This window comes from Ponticoccus sp. (in: a-proteobacteria) (assembly GCF_048381735.1).
In genome coordinates, this window is record NZ_JBLXGL010000006.1 from 93,643 (window position 1) to 112,164 (window position 18,522).

16 protein-coding genes are annotated in these 18,522 nt (G+C 67.5%); 12 read left to right on the top strand and 4 right to left on the bottom strand.

The annotated features are described in order from the left end of the window. Nucleotide 1 precedes the first annotated feature (1 nt). The 6 genes from ftsA (at nt 2) to recN (ending at nt 8,179) form a co-directional block, all read left to right on the top strand. Complete coding sequence (gene ftsA, locus ACN5KJ_RS12460) at nt 2-1,330, top strand: cell division protein FtsA (RefSeq protein ID WP_418594319.1); 1,329 nt, start codon at nt 2-4, stop codon at nt 1,328-1,330. Between the two features lie 15 nt (nt 1,331-1,345). Then, nucleotides 1,346-2,023 carry a hypothetical protein gene (locus ACN5KJ_RS12465; protein ID WP_347165394.1) on the top strand — a complete coding sequence of 226 codons (678 nt, stop codon included), beginning with the start codon at nt 1,346-1,348 and terminating at the stop codon, nt 2,021-2,023. 492 nt (nt 2,024-2,515) lie between these two features. Continuing rightward, the gene (ftsZ, locus tag ACN5KJ_RS12470) at nt 2,516-4,150 is read left to right on the top strand and encodes a cell division protein FtsZ (RefSeq protein ID WP_418594320.1); all 1,635 of its coding nucleotides are present in this window, start codon (nt 2,516-2,518) and stop codon (nt 4,148-4,150) included. Between the two features lie 431 nt (nt 4,151-4,581). After that, nucleotides 4,582-5,508: a UDP-3-O-acyl-N-acetylglucosamine deacetylase gene (lpxC, locus tag ACN5KJ_RS12475; RefSeq protein ID WP_347165390.1), complete on the top strand. Its 927-nt coding sequence runs from the start codon at nt 4,582-4,584 to the stop codon at nt 5,506-5,508. Between the two features lie 128 nt (nt 5,509-5,636). Beyond that, nucleotides 5,637-6,491 (top strand): outer membrane protein assembly factor BamD, encoded by an 855-nt coding sequence (locus ACN5KJ_RS12480; protein ID WP_347165388.1) that lies wholly within the window; start codon nt 5,637-5,639, stop codon nt 6,489-6,491. A 35-nt stretch (nt 6,492-6,526) separates the two neighbouring features. Beyond that, on the top strand, nt 6,527-8,179 hold the full coding sequence (gene recN / locus ACN5KJ_RS12485; RefSeq protein ID WP_418594321.1) for a DNA repair protein RecN: 1,653 nt from the start codon (nt 6,527-6,529) through the stop codon (nt 8,177-8,179). Nucleotides 8,180-8,433: 254 nt separating this feature from the next. On the opposite strand, the gene ACN5KJ_RS12490 is transcribed toward recN, so the two are convergent. Then, nucleotides 8,434-9,810, bottom strand: a complete 1,377-nt coding sequence (locus ACN5KJ_RS12490) for an FAD-binding oxidoreductase (protein ID WP_418594322.1) — start codon at nt 9,808-9,810, stop codon at nt 8,434-8,436. A gap of 81 nt (nt 9,811-9,891) precedes the next feature. On the opposite strand from ACN5KJ_RS12490, the gene ACN5KJ_RS12495 reads away from it, so the two are divergent. Further along, nucleotides 9,892-11,562 (top strand): chloride channel protein, encoded by a 1,671-nt coding sequence (locus ACN5KJ_RS12495; protein ID WP_418594324.1) that lies wholly within the window; start codon nt 9,892-9,894, stop codon nt 11,560-11,562. Between the two features lie 191 nt (nt 11,563-11,753). On the opposite strand, the gene ACN5KJ_RS12500 is transcribed toward ACN5KJ_RS12495, so the two are convergent. Then, a complete protein-coding gene (locus ACN5KJ_RS12500) occupies nt 11,754-12,287 on the bottom strand; it encodes a MarR family winged helix-turn-helix transcriptional regulator (protein WP_418594325.1) in 534 nt (177 codons plus the stop codon). A gap of 195 nt (nt 12,288-12,482) precedes the next feature. On the opposite strand from ACN5KJ_RS12500, the gene ectA reads away from it, so the two are divergent. From ectA to ACN5KJ_RS12525, 5 genes are all read left to right on the top strand, one after another. Further along, on the top strand, nt 12,483-13,019 hold the full coding sequence (ectA, locus tag ACN5KJ_RS12505; RefSeq protein ID WP_347165385.1) for a diaminobutyrate acetyltransferase: 537 nt from the start codon (nt 12,483-12,485) through the stop codon (nt 13,017-13,019). Nucleotides 13,020-13,092: 73 nt separating this feature from the next. Further along, nucleotides 13,093-14,367 carry a diaminobutyrate--2-oxoglutarate transaminase gene (gene ectB / locus ACN5KJ_RS12510; RefSeq protein ID WP_418594328.1) on the top strand — a complete coding sequence of 425 codons (1,275 nt, stop codon included), beginning with the start codon at nt 13,093-13,095 and terminating at the stop codon, nt 14,365-14,367. 5 nt (nt 14,368-14,372) lie between these two features. Further along, nucleotides 14,373-14,786 (top strand): ectoine synthase, encoded by a 414-nt coding sequence (locus tag ACN5KJ_RS12515; protein ID WP_347165384.1) that lies wholly within the window; start codon nt 14,373-14,375, stop codon nt 14,784-14,786. Further along, nucleotides 14,783-16,201, top strand: a complete 1,419-nt coding sequence (locus ACN5KJ_RS12520) for an aspartate kinase (RefSeq protein WP_418594329.1) — start codon at nt 14,783-14,785, stop codon at nt 16,199-16,201. The genes ACN5KJ_RS12515 and ACN5KJ_RS12520 overlap by 4 nt, the downstream gene beginning before the upstream one ends. A gap of 167 nt (nt 16,202-16,368) precedes the next feature. Next, nucleotides 16,369-16,965 carry a YdeI/OmpD-associated family protein gene (locus tag ACN5KJ_RS12525; protein WP_418594331.1) on the top strand — a complete coding sequence of 199 codons (597 nt, stop codon included), beginning with the start codon at nt 16,369-16,371 and terminating at the stop codon, nt 16,963-16,965. A gap of 196 nt (nt 16,966-17,161) precedes the next feature. On the opposite strand, the gene ACN5KJ_RS12530 is transcribed toward ACN5KJ_RS12525, so the two are convergent. Beyond that, on the bottom strand, nt 17,162-17,989 hold the full coding sequence (locus ACN5KJ_RS12530) for an SH3 domain-containing protein (protein ID WP_418594333.1): 828 nt from the start codon (nt 17,987-17,989) through the stop codon (nt 17,162-17,164). 176 nt (nt 17,990-18,165) lie between these two features. Beyond that, nucleotides 18,166-18,516, bottom strand: coding sequence for a DUF427 domain-containing protein (locus tag ACN5KJ_RS12535; protein ID WP_418594335.1), 351 nt, complete (start codon nt 18,514-18,516; stop codon nt 18,166-18,168). Between the last annotated feature and the right edge of the window lie 6 nt (nt 18,517-18,522).

The window sequence follows — 18,522 nt, forward strand, 5'->3', positions numbered from 1 at the left end:
AATGATCGAGCTGTACGAATCCCAAAGGGCCATGCGGAACATGCGCCGCGCCGCCATGCAGCGCGGTGTCGTGGCGATCCTGGACGTCGGGTCCTCGAAGATCGCCTGCCTCGTGCTGCGCTTCGACGGGACCGACCCCAGCGACGACGGCATCGGGTCGCTGGCCGGGCAGTCCGGCTTTCGGGTGATCGGCGCGGCGACCACGCGGTCGCGGGGTGTGCGCTTCGGCGAGATCCACTCGATGGGAGAGACCGAGCGCGCGATCCGCACCGCCGTGCAGGCGGCGCAGAAGATGGCGGGCATCCGGGTCGACCATGTCATCGCCGCCTTCTCGGGCGCCGAGCCGCGCAGCTACGGGCTGGCCGGGCAGGTCGAGGTCATGGGCACCACGGTGGACGAGCAGGACGTGGCCCGGGTGCTCTCGGCCTGCGACGCGCCGGACTTCGGCCACGGGCGCGAGGTGCTGCACGCGCAGCCGGTGAACTTCGCGCTGGACCATCGCTCTGGCCTGATCGACCCGCGCGGTCAGATCGGCAACGAGCTGTCCTGCGACATGCACATGCTGACCGTCGACGCGCAGGCGATCCAGAACCTCGCCTATTGCGTCAAACGCTGCGATCTGGAACTGGCGGGTCTGGCCTCTTCCGCCTATGTCTCGGGCATCTCGGCGCTGGTCGAGGACGAGCAGGAACTGGGCGCGGCCTGCATCGACATGGGCGGCGGCGCGACCGGCCTGTCGATCTTCATCAAGAAGCACATGATCTATGCCGACACCGTGCGGATGGGCGGCGACCACGTGACCTCTGATATCTCCATGGGGCTGCAGGTGCCGATGGCCACCGCCGAGCGCATCAAGACCTTCTATGGCGGCGTCGTGGCCACCGGGATGGACGACCGCGAGATGATCGAGACCGGCGGCGAGACCGGTGACTGGGAACACGACCGCCGCACCGTCAGCCGCGCCGAGCTGATCGGCATCATGCGCCCGCGTGTCGAGGAGATCCTCGAAGAGGTGCGCGTGCGGCTGGACGTGGCGGGCTTCGACCACCTGCCCAGCCAGCAGATCGTGCTGACCGGCGCGGCCAGCCAGATCCCCGGCCTCGACGGCCTCGCCTCCAAGATCCTTGGCCAGCAGGTGCGCCTTGGCCGCCCGCTGCGCGTGCATGGCCTGCCGCAGGCGGCGACCGGGCCGGGCTTTGCCAGTGCGGTGGGCCTGTGCCTTTTCGCGGCGCATCCGCAGGACGAATGGTGGGATTTCGAACTGCCGGTCGACCGGCTGCCCGCGCGCAGCCTGAAGCGTGCCGTGCAGTGGTTCCGCGAGAACTGGTAACAAGGTGCTGTTCAGATGAGTTTTCTCAAGAAGCTGCTTGGCAAAGGCGGCAAGACGCCCGATCGGTCCGATCAGGCGGTTTACCTGCATGACTATCCGGGCGGCTACGACGAGTATCGCAAGACGCAGATCCACCACAACAAGCGCAAGCTGGACAAGGTCTGGGCGGATGAAACCGTGCTCGACCGCGTGGTGGCGGACCTGCGCGCGCGCGGGCTGGGCAAGAGCGGCATCTGCCACGGTGCCCGCAACGGCTTTGAGGTTGCGCATCTGCGCCGGGCGCTGGACGGCGACGTGATCGGGACCGACATCTCGGACACCGCGACCCAGTTCGACCACATGGTGACCTGGGATTTCCACGATCCGAACCCCGAGTGGGAGGGCCGGTTCGACTTCGTCTATACCAACTCTCTGGATCAGGCGATGGAGCCGCAGAAGGCGCTGGCCAGCTGGGCCCGGCAGATCCAGCCGAAGGGCTGCATCTACATCGAGCACACCATGGGCCATTCCGCGCAGGAAGCCGGGGCCAAGGATCCCTTCGGCGCGCATCCCATGGTGATGCCCTACCTGATCTTCCAGTGGGGGCGGGGCCGCTACGCGCTGGCCGACATCATCGAGGTCGAGGCCAAGGCCAACAAGAACATCCCGGCATGGCTTTTCGTCCTGCAGAGAACCGACGCCGAGGCCGTGTAAGGCGGCCATCGCGAGGCCGAAGCCGCGACCTGACGAAGCGGGCCGAGGCCCGGGCCGACGCGCCGGGCGCGGTCCCGAGGCGCCATGTCCCTGCGCCGCCGCGCGGGCTTGACGGGAGGGAAGGCGCCGCAACGGGCGCCTTTCCGCATTTTCGGGCGTGACCTTCGGGCGCCTGTGGATTACTATGTGCATAACACCCCCGCAGAGGGGCCATCCGAGGCTGACACGGGTCGGGCAGACCCCCATTGGATCGACTGGACAAGCACCGCAGGTCTCGCGGCCTCTGTCGGCATGCTTGTGTCCGGGGCGCCCGCAAATACCCGATATGGCGGTCTCGGCGAAAACTCGCAGAAATGCGGCAGGAATGTGGCCGATTTGGTAGAAATCTGCTGTTTTTCTGATGACGCCCGCGTTAACAGCGGCTAGAGTTGACAATAACGGACCGACGACAGGTCCGGCAGTTGGGTGACAAAGACACAGGCGGACATATTCATGGCACTGAACCTCTCCATGCCCGGACAGGACGAACTGAAACCTCGTATCACGGTCTTCGGCGTGGGCGGGGCAGGCGGCAATGCCGTCAACAACATGATCGACAAGAACCTCGAGGGTGTCGATTTCGTTGTCGCCAACACCGATGCGCAGGCGCTGCAGCAAAGCCAGGCCGCCAGCCGCGTGCAGCTGGGCGTGAAGGTGACCGAAGGGCTGGGCGCGGGCGCGCGTCCCTCTGTCGGTGCCGCCGCCGCCGAAGAGAGCATCGAGCAGATCGTCGACCACCTTGCCGGGGCGCATATGTGCTTCATCACCGCAGGCATGGGTGGCGGCACCGGCACCGGCGCCGCGCCGATCATCGCGCAGGCCGCGCGTGAGCTGGGCGTGCTGACCGTCGGCGTCGTGACCAAGCCCTTCCAGTTCGAGGGCGCCAAGCGGATGAAGCAGGCGGAAGAGGGTGTCGAGACCCTGCAAAAGATGGTCGACACCCTGATCATCATTCCGAACCAGAACCTGTTCCGCCTTGCCAACGAAAAGACCACCTTCACCGACGCCTTCTCTATGGCCGATGACGTCCTGTACCAGGGCGTGAAGGGTGTGACCGACCTGATGGTCCGTCCGGGCCTGATCAACCTCGACTTTGCCGACGTCCGCGCCGTGATGGACGAGATGGGCAAGGCAATGATGGGCACCGGCGAGGCCGAGGGCGAAGAGCGCGCGATCCAGGCAGCCGAGAAGGCTATAGCGAACCCGCTGCTGGACGAGATCAGCCTCAAGGGCGCCAAGGGCGTGCTGATCAACATCACCGGCGGCCACGACCTGACCCTCTTCGAACTGGACGAAGCCGCGAACTGCATCCGCGAGCAGGTCGACCAGGACGCCAACATCATCGTCGGCTCGACGCTGGACGAAGGCATGGGTGGCCGGATGCGCGTGTCCGTCGTGGCGACCGGCATCGATGCCTCCGACAACGTCGGCGACATGCCGGTGCCGCGCCGGTCGCTGCGCACGCCGCTGCCGCAGTCGACCGAGGTGGCTCAGCCCGAGGCCGCGGCGCCCGCGCCGCAGCCCGCACCGGTTGCCGCTCAGGCGCCTGCAGCCGCCCCGGCTCCGACCCACGCGCCGGAACCCGAACCCTCGCTGTTCTCGGGCATTGAAGAGACGGCGCAGTACGAAGAGCCGCAGCAGCACTATCAGCCCGAGCCGGTGGCTCAGGACGACGGCCTGCCGCCGCCCGCCTACCAGCCGCAGGTGGCCGAGTTCCGCCCGCAGCCGGACACCATCGAGGCCGATCCGCAGGACTACGTGGCGCCCCGCAATGCCGTGCCCGGCACGCCGAGCCCGCAGACCATGGACCGGCTGAAGGCCGCCGCCGCGCGCCAGCGTGAAGAGCAGGCCGCAGCCCGTCCCGCGCCGCAGCAGCACGCCGAAGACAAGCCGCGCTTCTCTGTCAATTCGCTGATCGGTCGGATGACCGGCCAGAGCGAAGGATACGGCGGGCAGGCGCCGCAGGCGCGGCGCCAGCAGCCGACCATGCAGTCGCGCCCGTCGCCGGCCCCGGTGCAGCAGCACGATACGGATGCCGAAGACGACCGGATCGAAATCCCCGCCTTCCTGCGTCGTCAGGCCAACTGACCCGCCAGAGACCGGACCCCGAACAAAAGCGCCCCCCGGACGATCCGGGGGGCGCTTTTCTTTGTGGAAGGAGAGCCCGGTGAAGACAGCGGCAGGCCATGTCCCGACATTCCGGCGGGGCGCGGCTGGCCCGGTCCCGGCGAAAATCCGGGGCCTTCGAGGCCTGTCAAAGCAGGGGTGACACGCACTTTCCGGCGCCGCCATCAGGGGTCTTTCCCCTCCCTGTTCGTCTTTAAAAGTGGATTGTTATCAGTGCCTTGATCGGTCTATCTGGGGTATTGGGCGGGGTTCTGCCGATGGCTTTCGGGCCGATGTTTCACTCGGTTGCAATCTTTGATTTGAGAGCCCGCCCCCCCATACCCTATCTACCCTTCAAGGTCGCACTTCCGTGGGGGGAGTGCGAAGTTTTCTAGGTCAACCGGAGGTTTGTCGTGCAAACCACCCTGCGTTCATCCGTATCTTTCGACGGCGTCGGTCTGCATTCCGGCGAACCCGCCCGGCTGACCATCCGTCCCGCCGCCGCCGATCACGGCATCCGGTTCCGCCGCACCGACATCGCCCTTGGCGATACCTGCATCCCGGCCCTCTGGGATCAGGTGGAGGTCTCTCCGCTGTGCACGCGCATCGTCAACCGCGCCGGGGTCTCTGTGTCGACCATCGAACACGTGATGGCCGCGCTGGCGGGCTGCGGCGTGCACAACGCCCTTGTCGAGATCGACGGCCCCGAAGTGCCGATCCTCGACGGCTCTGCCGCGCCCTTCGTGCGCGGGATCGTGTCCCGCGGCGTCCGCCTACTGGGCAAGCCGCTGCGGGCGATCGAGATCATTGCGCCGGTCGAGGTCCGCACCCAGCACGGGCTGGCCCGGCTGTCGCCGGCCACGGGGGACGGGCTGTCGATGGATTTCCGCATCGCTTTCCCGGATGCCGCCATCGGCGAGCAGTCGAAGCGGCTGGACCTTGCCAACGGCACCTTCGTGCGCGAGCTCTGCGACAGCCGCACCTTCTGCCGCGCCGCCGATGTCGACGCCATGCGGGCGGTGGGCAAGGCGCTGGGGGGCACCTACGAGAACGCCGTCGTCGTGGATGGCGACAAGGTGCTCAGCCCCGGCGGTCTGCGCCACGCCGACGAGGCCGTGCGCCACAAGATGCTCGATGCCCTGGGCGATCTCGCGCTGGCGGGCATGCCGATCCTCGGCCACTACGAGGGGGACAAGGCGGGGCATGCCATGACCAATGCGCTGCTGCATGCGCTCTTTGCCACGCCAGAGGCCTATCGCGTTGTGATCGTGGACGAATCCACCGCAGCCCGGCTGCCGGGCGCGGGTGTCCGGCAGGCCGAGATTCCCGCCGTCGCCTAAGCGCGGGGCTTGGGCGAGATGCTGCGCAGAAAAGGCATCAACAGGCGTTTTGCACCGGAAATTAATGTGCTAGACCCTTCGCCAAGACGGCCTTATTGACGGGTCGGACAACAGCAGGGGTGGCGGACATGACGGGGGGCAGATCGACGGGATTGGTGGCCGTGACGGCCATGATCACCCTGTTTCTTGCCGGATGCGGCGGTGACGGCGCCCGCGACAAGGGGCCGGGCAACACGCCGCTGGAATCCTATACCGCCAAGCAGATCTTCGAGCGTGGCGAATACGAGATCAACGCCAAGGATTGGGGCGACGCGGCCTTCTACTTCGGCGAAGTGGAACGGCTGTACCCCTATTCCGAGATGGCCAAGCGTGCGCTGATCATGCAGGCCTACGCCTATCACAAGGACCGCGAATACGATAACGCGCGCTCTTCGGCGCAGCGGTTCATCGACTTCTACCCGGCGGATGAGGACGCGGCCTACGCGCAGTATCTGCTGGCGCTGTCCTACTACGACCAGATCGAACTGGTGGGCCGCGATCAGGGGCTGACCTTCCAGGCCCTGCAGGCGCTGCGCACGGTGATCGAGCGCTATCCCGACAGCGAATATGCGCGCTCTTCGATCCTGAAATTCGACCTCGCCTTCGATCACCTCGCCGGCAAGGAGATGGAGATCGGGCGCTACTACCTGAAACGCGACCACTTCGGCGCGGCGATCAGCCGGTTCCGCGTGGTGGTCGAGGACTTCCAGACCACCACCCACACGCCCGAGGCGCTGCACCGGCTGGTCGAATCCTACCTGTCCCTTGGCCTGACCGCAGAGGCGCAGACGGCGGGAGCGATCCTTGGCTACAACTACCAGTCGACCGAGTGGTACGAGGACAGCTACAAGCTGCTGACCCGGCAGGGGCTGAAGCCCGAGGTGCTGGGAGACAGCTGGCTGGCGCAGATCTACCGCCAGATGATCAAGGGCGAGTGGCTTTGAGGGAGGTGGGGTAACCCCCCACCCAAGGGCTGACCATGCTCCGCGCGCTTGAAATTCGCGACATGCTGATCATCGACCGGCTGGACCTCGAGTTCCAGCCCGGTCTCAACGTGCTGACCGGCGAGACCGGGGCGGGCAAGTCGATCCTGCTGGACAGCCTGGGCTTCGTGCTGGGCTGGCGCGGGCGCGCCGCGCTGGTGCGGACGGGGGCCGAGCAGGGCGAGGTCGTGGCCGAGTTCCAGCTGCCCGAGGGCCACGCGGCCTTCACGGTGCTGGAAGAGGCGGGGCTGCCGGTCTCGGACGAGTTGATCCTGCGGCGGGTAAACACGGCGGACGGACGCAAAACCGGCTGGGTGAACGACCGGCGGGTCTCGGGCGAGGTGCTGCGGCAGCTGTCCGACACGCTGGTCGAGCTGCACGGCCAGCATGACGACAAGGGCCTTCTGGACCCAAAGGGGCACCGGGCCATCCTCGATGCCTATGCCGCGACCGATGCCGCGCGCGAGGCGGTGCGCGGCGCATGGCGCGGCCTGCATGCGGCCCGCAAGGCCCGCGACAAGGCCGTCGAGGCGCTGGAAGCGGTGCGCGCGGAAGAGGATTTCCTGCGTCACGCCGTCGACGAACTGACCAAGTTGGCGCCGCAGGCGGGCGAGGAAGAGGCGCTGGACAAGCGCCGCCGCGCCATGCAGGCGGCCGAGAAGATCCGCGACGACATCGCGCAGGCCTCGAATGCGCTGGGATATGACGGGGCAGAGGGCGCCATGGCCAGCGCTCTGCGCTGGCTGGAAGGCGTGGCGGACAAGGCCGAGGGCAGGCTCGACGCGCCGATCGCGGCGCTGGCCCGCGCCATGGCGGAACTGGACGATGCCGCCCGCGGCGTGGCCGATTGCCTTGACGCGCTGGAGTTCGACCCGGCGGAACTGGAAGACACCGAAGAGCGGCTCTTTGCCCTGCGCGGTCTGGCGCGCAAGCACGGCGTGCTGCCGGACGAGCTGGCTGGGCTGGCCGAGACGCTGGGCGCCCGGCTGGAGGCGCTGGACGCGGGCGAGGCGCGGATCGGCGACCTCGACCGCGCAGTGACAGAGGCCAGCGGCGCCTATGATGTCGCTGCCGAGGCGCTGAGCGCGGCCCGCCGGGACGCGGCCCTGCGGCTGGACAGGGCGGTGGCGGCAGAGCTGGCCCCCCTGAAGATGGAGCGCGCGGTCTTCCGCACCGAGATCGCCGAGGCCCCCGCCGGGCCCGAGGGCCGCGATGCGGTGGCCTTCACGGTCGCGACCAACCCGGGCGCACCCTCGGGGCCGCTGAACCGCATCGCCTCGGGCGGGGAGCTGTCGCGCTTCCTGCTGGCGCTGAAGGTCTGCCTCTCGGAAGAGCAGGGCGGCGGCGTGACGATGATCTTCGACGAGATCGACCGGGGCGTCGGCGGCGCCACGGCGGACGCGGTCGGGCGGCGGCTGAAGGCATTGGCCGAAGGCGGGCAGGTTCTGGTGGTGACCCATTCCCCGCAGGTGGCGGCGCTTGGCGGCCATCACTGGCGCGTGGCGAAACGGGTCGAGGCCGAGATGACGCTCTCCGAGGTGGTGCCGCTGGCCCTTGAAGACCGTGAGGCGGAAATCGCCCGGATGCTCTCGGGCGACACGGTGACCGCAGAGGCCCGCGCCGCGGCCCGGGCGCTCCTGGCCGGCTGACCCTCCCGCACGGCCCCGGGGGCCGCGATGGCACCATCGCCGCGCCGATGGAAGTCCGAGGACCGTCTGCCTGTCTCGTCATGGCCTGCCTGCCGCCGAAGCGGTTTTCGAGCCCGGCTCTTCTCTGGTCCCGAAAATACCTCGGGGGGGTGAAGGCCGGTCCGCGCAGCGGCACTCTGTCCACTGGACAGAGTGCGGCCTGAACGGGGCAGAGCCCCGATCCGCCGGTCAGGCCGGGCGCAGGCCCCTGCCGCTCACTGCGTCGGCGGCACCAGCTTGCCCGGGTTCATGATCCCCAGCGGGTCGAGCGCCTTCTTCAGCTCGCCCATGACGTCCCAGCCCTCGCCGTGTTCGGCGCGCATGAAGGCGGTCTTGCCCATGCCCACGCCATGCTCTCCGGTCGAGGTCCCGCCCAGCCGCAGCGCCCGTTCCGACATGCGCGCCGACAGCGCCTTGGCCTCTGCCAGGTCCTCGGGGCGCTCCGGGTCGATCAGCAGGATGGCGTGGAAATTGCCGTCGCCCACATGGCCGAGGATCGGCCCGGGGATGCCGCTGGCGGCAATGTCGGCCTGCGTTTCCTCGACCGCGCGGGCCAGTTGCGAGATCGGCACGCAGATATCCGTCACCACCGCCCGGGCGCCGGGGCGTGAGGCGAGGATGGCGTAATAGCCGTTGTGGCGCATCGCCCAGAGCGCGCGGCGCTCTTCCTCGCGGGCGGACCAGCGGAAGGGGCTGGCGTCATGGTCGGCGACGATCTCGGCAAAGCGTTCCGCATCCTGCGCGGCGCTTTCGGGGCTGCCGTGGAATTCCACCATCAGGTGCGGCGCGGCGGCCATGTCGGTGCCGGCATAGGCGTTGAAGGCCTGCGCCGTGGCGGCGTCGGCGAATTCGATCCGGGCCATGGGAATGCCCATCTGGATCGTCTCGGTCACCGCCGCCACGGCGCTGTTCATGTCGGGGAAGGCGCAGATGCCCGCCGTTGTCGCCTCGGGGATGCCGTGCAGGCGCAGGGTCAGCCGCGTCACCAGCCCCAGCGTGCCCTCCGAGCCAAGGAAGAGCGCCGTCAGGTCGTAGCCCGCGGCGGATTTGCGCGCCCGGCTGCCGGTCTGGATCACCCGGCCATCGGCCAGCACAACCTCCAGCCCCATGACATTGTCGCGCATCGAGCCGTAGCGCACCGTCGTCGTGCCCGAGGCGCGGGTCATCGCCATGCCGCCCAGCGAGGCATTGGCGCCGGGATCGACCGGGAAGAACAGGCCGGTGGCGCGCAGGTCTTCGTTTAGGGCCTCGCGGGTCACGCCGGGCTCGACCTCGACGTCCATGTCGGCGGCGCGGATGTCCAGCACGCGGTTCATGCGGCTGAAATCCACCACCACGCCGCCCTGCACGGCCAGCCCGTGCCCCTCCAGCGAGGTTCCGGCGCCCCAGCCGATCACCGGCACCCGTTCGGCGGCGCAGATACGCGCGATGCCCTGCACCTCGGCGGTGCCTTCGGGATAGGCGACCGCATCGGGCGGCATGTCGGGAAAATAGGACTCGGACTTGCCATGTGCGGCAAGATCGGCTTTGGACAGGCCAAGGCGCGGGCCGAGAAGCTCTTGCAAGAGGCGGATTGCCTGCTCTGTGGCCATCGGGATCTCCGGTAAAGACGTCCCGGCCACATTAACCACTGCCCGCACCGGGCGAAAGTCACGGGATCGGAGGACGCGCCCATGCCGAGGCATCTGCGCCAGCAGATCGACGAGACCAGGCGCCGCTGTGCCGAAGGCTGGGATCTGCTGCGGCACAAGGGCCCCAGCCAGATACAATTCTGGTTCATCGCGCTGCTTCTGGGCGTGGCCTCGGGCCTCGCCGCCATCGCCTTTCGCGGGGCGGTGGAATGGCTGGAGGCGACCGTCTACGGCACCGACAACGTCAACACCCTGCACAGCTTTGCCGAAGAGCTGCCGTGGCTCTGGGTGCTGCTGATCCCCGTCTTCGGCGGAATCGCGGTGGGCGTCATCCTGCATGTCTTCACGCCGGACGGGCGGGTGCGTTCGGTCCCGGACGTGATCGAGGGTGCGGCGCTGAACGACGGGCGGGTCGAAAAGAAGGCGGGGCTTGCCTCGGTCCTGTGTTCGTGGATCACCCTGTCGACCGGCGGTTCCACCGGGCGCGAGGGGCCGGTGGTGCATATCGCCGCGCTGGCATCAAGCTGGGTGGCGAACCTTCTTCGGGTCGATGGCATCACCGGGCGCGACCTGCTGGGCTGCGCGGTGGCGGGCGCGGTCTCGGCCTCGTTCAACGCGCCCATCGCCGGGGCGCTCTTTGCGCTGGAGGTCGTGCTGCGGCACTTTGCGCTGCACGCCTTCGCGCCCATCGTGGTGGCCAGCGCCGCCGGGACGGTGATCAACCGACTGGTCTATGGCGATGTCACGGAATTCACCCTGCCGGGCACCACCACCGTCGAGTTCTACCTGGAACTGCCGGCCTTCTTCCTGCTGGGGCTGGTCTGCGGGATCGTCGCCGTCATCATGATGCGGACGATCTTCTTCGCGGATGACCTGGAGACCAACCTGCAACGGCGCCTTGGGCTGCCTTCCTGGCTGCGGCCTGCGCTGGCGGGCTGCCTGCTGGGCGGGCTGGCGATCCTTTTTCCGCATATCATCGGGGTCGGCTACGAGACGACCTCGCGCGCGCTGACCGGCAGCATGGGGCTGGGCGAGGCGGTGATGTTCGCCGTCATCAAGGTCGCGGCGGTCTCGATCACCGTGGCGGGGCGCATGGGTGGCGGGATGTTCTCGCCCTCGCTGATGGTGGGCGCCCTGACCGGGCTGGCCTTCGGCCATATCGCCACCGGGGTCGTCCCCGAGATGTCCTCGGCCTTCACGCTTTACGCGCTGGCGGGGATGGGCGGGGTCGCGGCGGCGGTGCTGGGCGCGCCGATCTCGACCACGCTGATCGTCTTCGAGCTGACCGGGGACTGGCAGACCGGGCTGGCGGTCATGGTCTCGGTCTCGATGTCGACGGCGCTGGCCAGCCGGGCGGTGAACCGGTCGTATTTCCTGACCCAGCTGGAGCGGCGCAACGTGCGCCTGTCGGCGGGACCGCAAAGCTACCTGCTGGCGATGTTCCGGGTGCAGGGGGTGATGCGCAAGCCCACTGACAAGGGGGCGGCGGATGAAGAGACCTGTCTGGAGATGATCGAGCAGGGGCTTTTCGTGCAGGCCAGCGCCACGCTGGAAACCGCCTTGCCGCGCTTTGACCGGTCCGGTGTCGCCTTCCTGCCGGTGGTGACGATGCAGGATGACGAGCCAGTCCTGCAGGGGGCGCTGTTCCATGTCGATGCGCTGAAGGCCTACAACCGCGCGCTGGCGGCGACGGCGGCGGAGGAGCATCGGTAGGGCAGGGGCCTGACGGACGGGACGGTGGCGGCCGTTGGACCGCCGGGGGCTCTACCCCCGGACCCCCGAGGGTATTTGGAAGACCAGAGAAGACAGGGGAGCTTTGGCGGCGCGGGTCGCACGGGGCCTGTCGGCGCTGGCGGGTTTTGGCGGAGGGGTGGGGCGCGCCAGGGCCCACCGGAGACCGGAGCCTAGTGGCTGGTCTTGCCGGTGTGGATGTCGCCGATGGTCAGCACCGGCGAGGCGTCGAGTTCATGCGCGTCCAGCATCGCCGCCACGCGTTCCAGCGCGCCGACGAGCATGGCCTGTTCCCAGTCGGCCAGCTTCTCGAACTCTTTCACGTAGCGTTGCTGCAGGGCGTCGGGGGCCTCTTCCACGGCGGCCTGCCCGTCGGGTGTCAGCACGACGTCGGTCTGCCTGCGGTCCTCCGCGTTCCGGTGCCGGGTCGCGAAGCCGCGGCCGACCAGCTTGTCGACCAGCGCCGTCACGGTGGCCTGGCTGACGCCCATCTGCTTGGCCAGCGCCTTGGGCTGCGTGCTGCCGCCCTTGGCCGCGACGATCTGAAGGACCCGCAGCTGTGCAGGCGTCAGCCCGGCGGCCTGTGCAAGGTCGCGGGCATAGAGCTCTGTCGAGCGCAGGATGCGCCGCAGGGCAATCAGGCTTTCATCGGTGCGATCCACGGCCATCTCCGGATTGATCGCCTTTGTCGCATGGTTCAGGCGCATGCTCCAGACTCCTTTTGGCGTAAACTCGCTTATATCAGACTAAGCGATGCGGGTCCATTTCATTAGGGTTTACCATTCCGATATCGCCCTTTGAAATATGGACTATGGCGCAAGAAAAGGAAAAATATACTTAGACGGTTGAAACAAAATCGCGGTTGGATTACTTAGGCTATCGAACAGTCAAGGAGCCATACCATGCCGAAGGACGTCTCTGACCCCGAGACTAGGGTGCCCCTGTTGCGCAAGCCGCGCAGCACCGATGGGGCCGCAATCTGGGAGCTGGTGCGCAACTGCCCGCCGCTCGATCAAAATTCCATGTACGCGAACCTGATCCAGGCCGACCATTTCCGCGACACCTGCGTGGTGGCGGAGCTGGACGGCGAGATCGTCGGCTGGATCTCCGGCCACATGATCCCCGGTCAGGATGCGTTTTTCGTCTGGCAGGTTGCAGTGGGCGAGAAGGCCCGCGGGATGGGTCTGGGCAAGAAGATGCTGGTGCATCTCGTCCGCCGCCCCGAGTGCATCACCGCCGAGACGCTGAAGACCACCATCACCGAGAGCAACAAGGCCTCTTGGGGCATGTTCCGCAGCTTCGCGCGCAGCATCGGCGGGGCCCTTTGGGACCGCCCGCATTTCGAAGAGCACGACCATTTCGACGGCGCCGCCGCCACCGAGCATATGGTCACGATCACGCTGCCCGAGCACCGCAGCCAGCTGCGCTCTGTCGCCTGATCGCCTGACACGTCGAATTCCCGAACAGTCAATCTTGATGATACGCCCCCAGGCGGGGCGGAAAGGACATCTTATGTCTACCGACAACACCATTTTCGAACGCCGCGAAAGCGAAGCCCGCTCTTACTGCCGCTCTTTCCCGACGCGCTTCACCCGGGCCAAGGGGTCCGAGATGTGGGACGCCGAGGGCAATCGCTACATCGACTTCCTCGCGGGGTGTTCCTCGCTGAACTACGGCCATAACGACCCCGACATGCAGGCCGCGCTGGTGGCGCATATCCAGGCGGATGGCATCACCCACGGTCTGGACATGTTCACCGACACCAAGGCCGCCTTCCTGACGGCCTTCGAAGAGATCGTTCTGAAGCCGCGCGGCATGGACCACAAGGTCATGATGACCGGCCCGACCGGCACCAATGCCGTCGAGGCGGCGCTGAAGCTGGCCCGCAAGGTCACCGGCCGCAAGAATGTCATCGCCTTCACCAACGGCTTTCACGGCATGACCATGGGCGCCCTCGCGGCGACCGGCAACGCCGGCAAGCGCGCCGGGGCGGGCACCGATCTGGAGGGCGTCACGCGCATGCCCTTCGAGGGCGCGCTGGAAGGCGTCGACAGCCTCAGCTACCTTGAGCAGATGTTGTCGAATCCGTCCTCGGGCATCGACGCCCCCGCCGCCTTCCTGATCGAACCGATCCAGGGCGAGGGCGGCCTGAATGCCGCGTCGAAGGAATTCCTTCAGGGCCTCCAGCGCCTTGCCAGGGAACACGGCGCGCTGCTGATCCTCGACGACATCCAGGCGGGCTGCGGCCGCGCGGGCACCTTCTTTTCCTTCGAGGAGATGGGGGTGACGCCGGACCTGATCCCGATGGCGAAGTCCTTCAGCGGCATGGGCCTGCCCTTCGCGGCCCTGCTGATGAAGCCGGAGCTGGATATCTGGGGCCCGGCAGAGCACAACGGCACCTTCCGCGGCAATACCCATGCCTTCGTCACCGCCCGCGTGGCGCTGGAGAAGTTCTGGAAGGACGATGCCTTCCAGCGCGAACTGGCCGAGAAGGCGCTGTTGCTGACCACCGGCCTGCAGGCGGTCGCGGACGAGATCCCGGGCGCCACCCTGAAAGGCCGCGGCCTGATGCAGGGGGTCGACGTGGGCTCTGGCGCACTGGCGGGCGCGATCTGCGCGCGCTGCTTCGAGGCCGGCCTGATCATCGAAACCTCGGGCGCCGAGGACGAGGTCGTGAAGGTGCTTGCCCCCCTGACCACCAGCCCCGCGCTGATGGAAGAGGGCCTTGGCATTCTTCTCGACGCGACGCGCGCCCTGACCGACAACAACAAGATTGCAGCGGAGTAACACCCATGATTGTCCGTGATTTCAACGAGATCGTAAAAAACGAGCGGGACCGCGTGGTCTCTGACGCCAAGTGGTCCAGCGTGCGCATGCTGCTGGCGGATGATGGGATGGGCTTTTCCTTCCACATCACCTTCCTCGAGGAAGGCAGCGAGCACACCTTCGAGTACAAGAACCACTTCGAAAGCGTCTACTGCATGCAGGGCAAGGGCTCGATCACCGACCTGGCCACCGGCGAGACGCATGAGATCAAGCCCGGCGTGATGTATGCGCTGGACAAGCACGACCGCCATATCCTGCGGGCCGAGGAAGAGCTGGTCATGGCCTGCTGCTTCAACCCGCCGGTGACCGGCACCGAGGTGCACCGCGAGGACGGCTCTTACGCCGCGCCCGGGGAGGTCACCGAGGAGGTGTCCGCATGACCCATACGGTCGAGAAAATCGGCGGGACAACCATGTCCCGGGTGAATGAACTGCGCGACACGCTGTTCATCGGCGACAAGGAAAACCCCTACGGGCGCATCTTCGTGGTCTCTGCCTTCGGCGGGATCACCAACCTGCTGCTGGAACACAAGAAGACCGGCAAGCAGGGCGTCTATGCCGCCTTTGCCGATGCCGACAGCGATCAGGGCTGGCACGATGCCCTGCACGCGGTGTCCGAGGCCATGGTCGAGGCGCATGAGGCGGTCCTTGACCACCCGGGCGACCGCGATCAGGCCCGCGTCTTCGTGCGCGAACGCATCGACGGCGCCCGCAACTGCCTGATCGACCTGCAACGGCTCTGTGCCTACGGCCACTTCCGGCTGTCCGAGCACATGTTGCAGATCCGCGAATTGCTCAGCGGTCTGGGCGAGGCGCATTCCGCCTTCGTCACCACGCTTCTGCTGCAGCGGGCCGGTGTGAATGCCCGGCTGGTGGATCTGTCGGGCTGGCGCGACGAGGGCAACGTGACCCTTGACGAGCGTATCCTGACCGCCATGGAGGGCATCGACCCGGCGACGGAAATGCCCATCGTGACCGGCTATGCGCAATGCGCCGAAGGCCTGATGCGCGAGTTCGACCGGGGCTACTCCGAGGTGACCTTTTCGAAGCTTGCCGCCCTCACCGGGGCGCGCGAGGCGATCATACACAAGGAGTTCCACCTCTCCTCCGCCGACCCGAACCTTGTCGGGCAGGACGCGGTGCGCAAGCTGGGCCGGACCAACTATGACGTGGCCGACCAGCTGTCGAACCTGGGGATGGAGGCGATCCACCCCAAGGCGGCCAAGACCCTGCGTCAGGCCGAGGTGCCGCTGCGCGTGACCAATGCCTTCGAGCCGGAGGACCCGGGCACGCTGATCGACGACCAGCCCGCCGATGCGGCAGAGGTCGAGATCGTGACCGGCCTCGAGGTGGTGGCGCTGGAGGTCTTCGAGCAGGACATGGTCGGGGTGAAGGGCTATGACGCCGCCATCCTCGACGTGCTGACGCGCCATGAGGTGCGGATCGTGTCCAAGGTGTCCAATGCCAACACCATCACCCATTACGTCGACACCTCTCTGAAGACGCTGCGTCGGGTCGAGCGGGACATCAAGAAACTGTACCCCTCTGCCGACGTGATGCTGCGGACGCTGGGCATGGCCGCTGTCGTGGGTCGTGACCTGCGCGGGCTGTCGGTGCTGCAACGGGGCCTTCAGGCCATCGCGGATGCCGGCATGGCCAGCGTCGGCGCCAGCCAGGGGCCGCGCAATGTGGATGTGCAGTTCATCATGGAGCGCGACGACCTCGCCCCCGCGATCAAGGCCCTGCACAAGGCCTTCATCGAAGAGGACAGCAAGCAGATCTCCCTGGCGGCCTGACGCCGCCGGGGAAGGGTTTGGCCGGTGCGGCTCGCCGGTCATGACAGCCGGTCCGGCGGGATGGGGTTCCTGACTGTTCCCCCGCCCGCCGGGCCGGTTTGTCGTTTTTTTTCCGATGGACATGTGCCGCGTTCAGGGTGACCCTGCGCCAAAGTCGGGAGGGACGGATGAGCGACGCGCGGAACGATGCCGAAAAGATCGAGGCCTTTTACGCCAAGGACGGGGAGTGGGCGGCAGAGATGCGGGCCCTGCGCGCGCTGCTGCTGGATTGCGGCCTGAGCGAGGAACGCAAGTGGCGCCAGCCCTGCTACACGGCCCATGGCGGCAATATCGCGATGCCCGCCGCCTTCAAGGACTCCTGCCGCCTGACCTTCTTCAAGGGTGTGCTGCTGAAGGACCCGGAAGGGATCCTGTCGCCGGTCGGAGAGAACGCGCGCTCTGCCTGCGCGGCGCGGTTCACCGGCCTGGACCAGATCGGCGCGGTCGAAGACACCCTTCGGAACTATGTCGCAGAGGCCGTGGCACTGCAAAAGGCGGGGGCGAAGGTGGTCTTCGAGAAGGACGATCTGGACGCACCGGAAGAGCTGAGCCGGGTGCTCGACGGCGATCCGGCGCTGGCAGAGGCCTTCGCGGCGCTGACACCGGGCCGGAAGCGCAGCTATTACCTGCATGTCGGCCAGGCAAAGCAGTCGGACACGCGGCTGGCCCGGATCGAAAAGGCGCGCGATCACATCCTTGCCGGGAAGAACTTTCAGGGGCGGTAAGGGGGAGGGCGCCGGTTCGCGGGCCAGCGTCAGTAGGCGCCAGCCGACCGCGTCGATGCCCGCGCTACGCCGGGGGCGCTGCTGCCGCAGGTCGTGCCTTCGCGCCCCCCCGACAGCCTGCCCCGAATGGGCGCGGCGCCAAGGGGAAGGGCGCCCGGCCCTGCGGGACACCCTCCGGTCACTGCTCCAATTCCTGTCACTGGGTCTGGATCAGGCCCCGGGCGATGCAGTTGGCGAGGCCGCTGCCTTCACGCCCGGCGCAGCGCATCAGCAGCTCGGGCAGGGCGTCGACCGGGTCGCGGAAGGTGCGGCGGTTGTCGCGCTCGGCCTCGCGCCAGCCGTTGTCATGCCCGTTGCGCCAACCATTGCCGTTGCCGCGGCCGTTCTGCCAGCCATTGCCGTGGCCATTGCGCCAGCCGTCGTCGCGCCGCGGGGCGGGGCGGAAACCCGGCTGGATATGGTTGGGGTTGGGGTCGAAGCCCCCGGCGGTCCGGTTCGGCTGACGCGCGCGGGGTTTCTCTGTCGAGAGATACCCGCCGTGGGCCCAGCCGACCTTGCCGTTGGACAGGCGCAGCAGGCGCCAGTCGCCGGTGCGGCCCAGTTCCTCGACCCGGTCGCCCTGCGCCATGGTCAGCAGCACCGCATTGCCGGTGCCGGGCCCGCTGCGCAGGTTCAGCCCGCCGTAGCCGGGCGCATCGACGTAGAGGGCGGGCAGCCGATCGGCCGTGTCGGCGCCGGGATCGCGCCCGGGGCGGCGGGGCTGTTCCTCGGCCCAGGTGGTCAGGTAGCGCGACGCGGCCCAGCCCGTCCGGCCGGTTTCGTGGCGCAGTTGCGCCCAGTCGCCCCGCTTGCGGAGGATCTCGACCTCGGTGCCGTGCGGCATCTGGTACTGCACGCCGTAGCTGGTCGAGGGGCCGGAGCGCAGGTTGAGGTATCCGTCTCTCGGCGTGTTCACGAAAAGCGTGGTGGCATGGGCGGCGCCCGCCAGCAGCAGCACGGAGAGAAAGGTCATTAGGCGAAGCATGTGGCAGCTCCCTTGGTGTCGTTCTGATGGCACCAAACTGGGGGCTATGCGGGCTGCTATGCAATATCAGCCGGGGTGTCAGGCAATGACAGGCTGGGAAATCAGCGGTTTACCGCGTGTTGTGCGGAAATGAACAGGCGGGCCCCGCAGGCCCGCCAGAGGTTTGCATGCGCTGTTCAGACCTGCTCGACGGCGACCCCGTCCTGCACGTCGAAGGCCAGGTGTCCCTTGATTGCGGCCACCACGTCCTTGGGGGCCTCATAGCTCCAGGCCGCGTTTTCATAGGTGCGCGACTTGGACATGATCGAGAAATAGCTGGCCTCGCCCTTGTGCGGGCAGGTGGTGCGGTGGTCGGTGACGTCCAGAAAGGCCATGCCGATGTCTTCGCGCGGGAAGTAGATGACCGGCGGCAGATCGCCCTCGACCAGTTCCAGCGCGCGGCTTGTTTCCCCCAGAACCGCGCCGCCGGCGCGGACCACCCAGGTGCCCACGGCAGGTGTTACGGTGATCGTCTTGGTCGTCATCATTGTTGT